The sequence below is a fragment of the Luteitalea sp. genome (assembly GCF_022842525.1).
Taxonomy (GTDB): Bacteria; Acidobacteriota; Vicinamibacteria; order Vicinamibacterales; family Vicinamibacteraceae; genus Luteitalea.
Genome location: NZ_JALHPM010000347.1, coordinates 1 through 3432, shown reverse-complemented (window position 1 = coordinate 3432; position 3432 = coordinate 1). Strand labels below are relative to the sequence as shown.

At 69.6% G+C, this 3432-nt stretch carries 4 protein-coding genes; 3 read left to right on the top strand and 1 reads right to left on the bottom strand.

Annotated elements, in window-relative coordinates:
- Positions 1–62 precede the first annotated feature (62 nt).
- The 3 genes from Q0C41_RS30705 to Q0C41_RS30695 all read left to right on the top strand — a co-directional run bounded on the left by Q0C41_RS30705 (position 63) and on the right by Q0C41_RS30695 (position 1941).
- Positions 63–455 (top strand): CBS domain-containing protein, encoded by a 393-nt coding sequence (locus Q0C41_RS30705; RefSeq protein ID WP_291990738.1) that lies wholly within the window; start codon positions 63–65, stop codon positions 453–455.
- Entirely contained in the window at positions 452–1276 is an 825-nt protein-coding gene (locus Q0C41_RS30700; RefSeq protein WP_291990736.1) for an ATP-binding cassette domain-containing protein, read from the top strand. Before Q0C41_RS30705 ends, Q0C41_RS30700 begins: the two co-directional genes overlap by 4 nt.
- 146 nt (positions 1277–1422) lie before the next feature.
- Entirely contained in the window at positions 1423–1941 is a 519-nt protein-coding gene (locus Q0C41_RS30695; RefSeq protein WP_291990734.1) for an Hsp20/alpha crystallin family protein, read from the top strand.
- A 40-nt stretch (positions 1942–1981) separates the two neighbouring features.
- On the opposite strand, the gene Q0C41_RS30690 is transcribed toward Q0C41_RS30695, so the two are convergent.
- On the bottom strand, positions 1982–3432 hold a 1451-nt coding region (locus Q0C41_RS30690; RefSeq protein ID WP_291990732.1), incomplete at its 5' end, for a hypothetical protein.

The window sequence follows — 3432 nt, the reverse complement described above, 5'->3', positions numbered from 1 at the left end:
GAGGCGTCCAGTCGTTGGGAGGGACGCCTCGCCGAGGCGTCCGCGCACGAAAGGACAGACGCATGCGCGCAGCTGACGTGATGGACACGCGGGTGGCCGTGGCTGACGCGTGCACCGGCGCCGACCAGGCCTGGGACCACATGCGCACGCACGATCTCCAGGCGCTCGTGGTCACCGAGCGCGACCGCATCCTGGGTGTGGTCACGCGCGCACGACTGGACGGCACCCGCGGCAAGGCCCACCGACGCGACCGCACCCTGGCCGAGTACCTCCCTCAGGGGCCGATCGCGGTGACCAGCGACTGCTCCGTGGCCCGGGCCCTGGCGGTGCTCGACGGCCATGTGGCGGGCTGCGTGCCGGTGCTGGAGCGCGGCCGGTTGGTGGGCGTGCTGACCATCGCCGGCCTGCTCCGGAAACTCAACGAGCGGCAGGCGATGCGGCGCCGGGCTTCGTGAGCGACGTCCCGGCCGTCGTCTTCGAACACGTCGCCCTCGCCTTCGACGAGACCGTGGTCATGCGTGATGTCAGCTTCTCGATCCCAGAGGGGCACATGGCCATCCTCATGGGCCCGAGCGGTTCCGGGAAATCCCTGGTCCTCAAGATGATCCTGGGCCTGGTTCGGCCCGACGCGGGTGCCATCCATGTGCATGGCGTCCGCATCGACGGCCTGTCGGAGCCCGAGTTGATGCCGGTGCGCGACAGCATCGGGATGCTGTTCCAGGAGGGCGCGCTCTTCGACTCGCTCACGGTCGAGGAGAACATCGGCTTCAAGCTGAAGGAAGAACACCGGCAGCCCGCCGACGTGATCAGGGCGCGTGTCGAGGAGATGCTCGCAGTGACCGGGCTGCAGGAGTTCATCGACCGCAGCCCGGCGGCGTTGTCCGGCGGACAACGGCGCCGCGTCGCGGTCGCGCGCGCGATGGCGGCGCGGCCGCGCCTGCTGCTGCTCGACGAACCGACCTCGGGTCTCGACCCGATCACGGCCAAGACCGTGGATGCCGGCATCCTTGCCCTGCGCGATCTCGAGCACGTCACGACCCTGCTGGTGACCCACCAGCTCGAGGACGCGTTCTACATGGCCGGACACGAAGCGGTGTCCACGCCGGACGGCATCGTCATCGCGCCGGCGCCGCATCGCAGCGCTCGCGAGGTCACCTTCCTGGTGCTGAACGACGGGGTGATCACCTTCGATGGCGGCATCGATGCGCTCCTCGCGTCGACCGACCCCTACATCAGCATGAGCCTCTCGGGCTGGGTGCCACCGCTCCACGCCTGAAGGCTGCCGCGCACGGAAGGCGCCGCTGGCCGGCACGCGTAATGCATCGCCCTCGTCAGACGCACGCGTACGTCCATCCTGCCGGTGAGGTCGCCGGCGTCGAGAAGGAGACCGCGGATGCGTGCACACTCCCCGGAGGGAGCATCATGGCGACAAGCACCATCGCACGTCCGATCGACAAGGCCGTCACGCCCGCACCATCTCACCCGGCACTGGGACTGATGCGGACGATCAGCGACGACATCGAGGCGTTCTTCAACGACGCCGGCTTCGGCATCGGCCGCTGGCCAATCGGGGCACGGATCTTCGAGCGCTCGCATGCGGTCTGGATGCCATCCATCGAAGTCCAGGAGCAGGAGGGCCGCCTGGTGGTGCGGGCTGACCTGCCAGGCATGACGCGCGAGCAGATTTCGGTGGCGCTCACGGAGAACCTGCTGACGATCGAAGGCGAGCGACAGGCGTCGTCGCGCGAGAAGGTCGACGACTACTTCCGCACCGAGCGGTCGTACGGGCACTTCTCGAGAGCGATCGCCCTGCCGAAAACGGTCAAGTCCGACACGGCCGTGGCGACGTTCACCAACGGTGTGCTGGAGGTGACCTTCGAGATCGTCGCACCGACGGTCCCGGCGGCGCGACAGTTGCCCATCACCGAGCCGACGCGGTGAGCGCGGCGTGCGACCAGGCGTCGCGCCGCGGGCGCGACGCCTAGTCGAGCTGCATCCTGCGGAGCATCTCGGCGAACCGGGGATCGCCGCGCAGCGAGTCGACCACGGGTTGCACCCGAATGCCCGTCATCCAGTACGACCGCTCGACGTAGGAGCGCTCCAGCCACTCGAATGCACGCTCGGTATCGCCGAGAAAGGCGTGAATCGCCACGTAGATGAACGGGTCGATGTACCTGGTGCGTCCCTGGGCCTGCAGGCGCGCGAGGGTCGCCTCGGCGGTGGCCCGATCGTTCATGAGGGCGTAGTTGCACGCGGCGACGAACAGGTCCGACGGCGCGCCACCCGTCAGCGCCGTCGCCTGACGCGCCGCCTCGAGCCCCGCGGCGTAGTCCCCCTTGGCGGCGTGGGCCATCGAGAGATACAGGTAGGCCAGGTATGTCTGCCGATCGATCGCGATCGCCTTGCGGGCTTCGGCGATCGCGTCGTCGAACCGGTGTTCGAGGTAGTAGTGCAGGGCCCGGACGGCGATGTAGTTGACCCGTGTCGGGTCCTGCTCGGCGGCACGGCTCGTGTGCACCGCAGCCTCGGCGAAGCGCCCCTGCCGCGCCAGGAACTCGGCGTAGATCTGGTTGACGTGACTGCTGTTGGGGGCCAGGGCCAGCGCACGGCGAAAGCTCGCTTCCGCGGCCGCCCAGTTCCAGTTGTAGTCGGCCTCCACCTCGCCGATGGCGACAAGGGCCGACACCATGTCCGGATCCAGGTCGAGGGCGCGCCGCGCCGCCCGTTCCGCCCGCGGATACGCATCCTGTGGCGCCAGAATCGTCAGCGACCCGGCCAGGGTGTAGGTGTTGGCCAGGGCGGCGTGGGCAAAGCCGAAGTTCGGATCGCGACGAATGGCGAGTTCGAAGGCATCGCGCGCCGTGAAGATGTTCCCCACCTCGCGCATCGCCGTCGCCAGGGCCAGCGTGCCACGCAGGTAGGCGTCCTGCGCGTCGACATTGACGTCGCTCACAGCACCGGGCACCGGCTGGCGCGGCAAGGCGAGTCGCTCCCCGACGGCCGCGCTCACGCGGTAGGAGAACGACGATGCGCCGCGCAGCAGGTGGGCGAGTTCCGTGGTCAGCTGCTCGGTCCAGATCACGCGGCCCGACGCCACCTCCACCAGCCGCATGGTGGTGTGCAGTTGTGAGCCGACCCGGTGCAGGCTGCCATGCAGGACCGCGTCCACCCGCAGCCTGCGCCCCACCTCCGCCGCATCGTAGGCGCGGTCGAGATACTCGACCGTCGTGCTGGTCGGCCTCACCGTGAGCAAGGCCATCTGCCCGAGCCGCGCCGCAACGGCATCGGCCATGCCGACGCGCAGCGCCCGGTCCGTCTTCGACGCCGTGGCCGAGGCCAGCGGCAGCACGGCGAGCGACCGCACGCCCGTGCCAGCGGCCGGCACGAGCGTCGACGCGTTGGCCGCCACCGGGCCGCCGTCGACCCGCGCGC

Coding starts and splice junctions, on each gene's coding strand:
- Q0C41_RS30705 (WP_291990738.1), top strand. CDS start 63: ATGCGCGCAGCTGACGTGATGGACACGCGGGTGGCCGTGGCTGACGCG.
- Q0C41_RS30695 (WP_291990734.1), top strand. CDS start 1,423: ATGGCGACAAGCACCATCGCACGTCCGATCGACAAGGCCGTCACGCCC.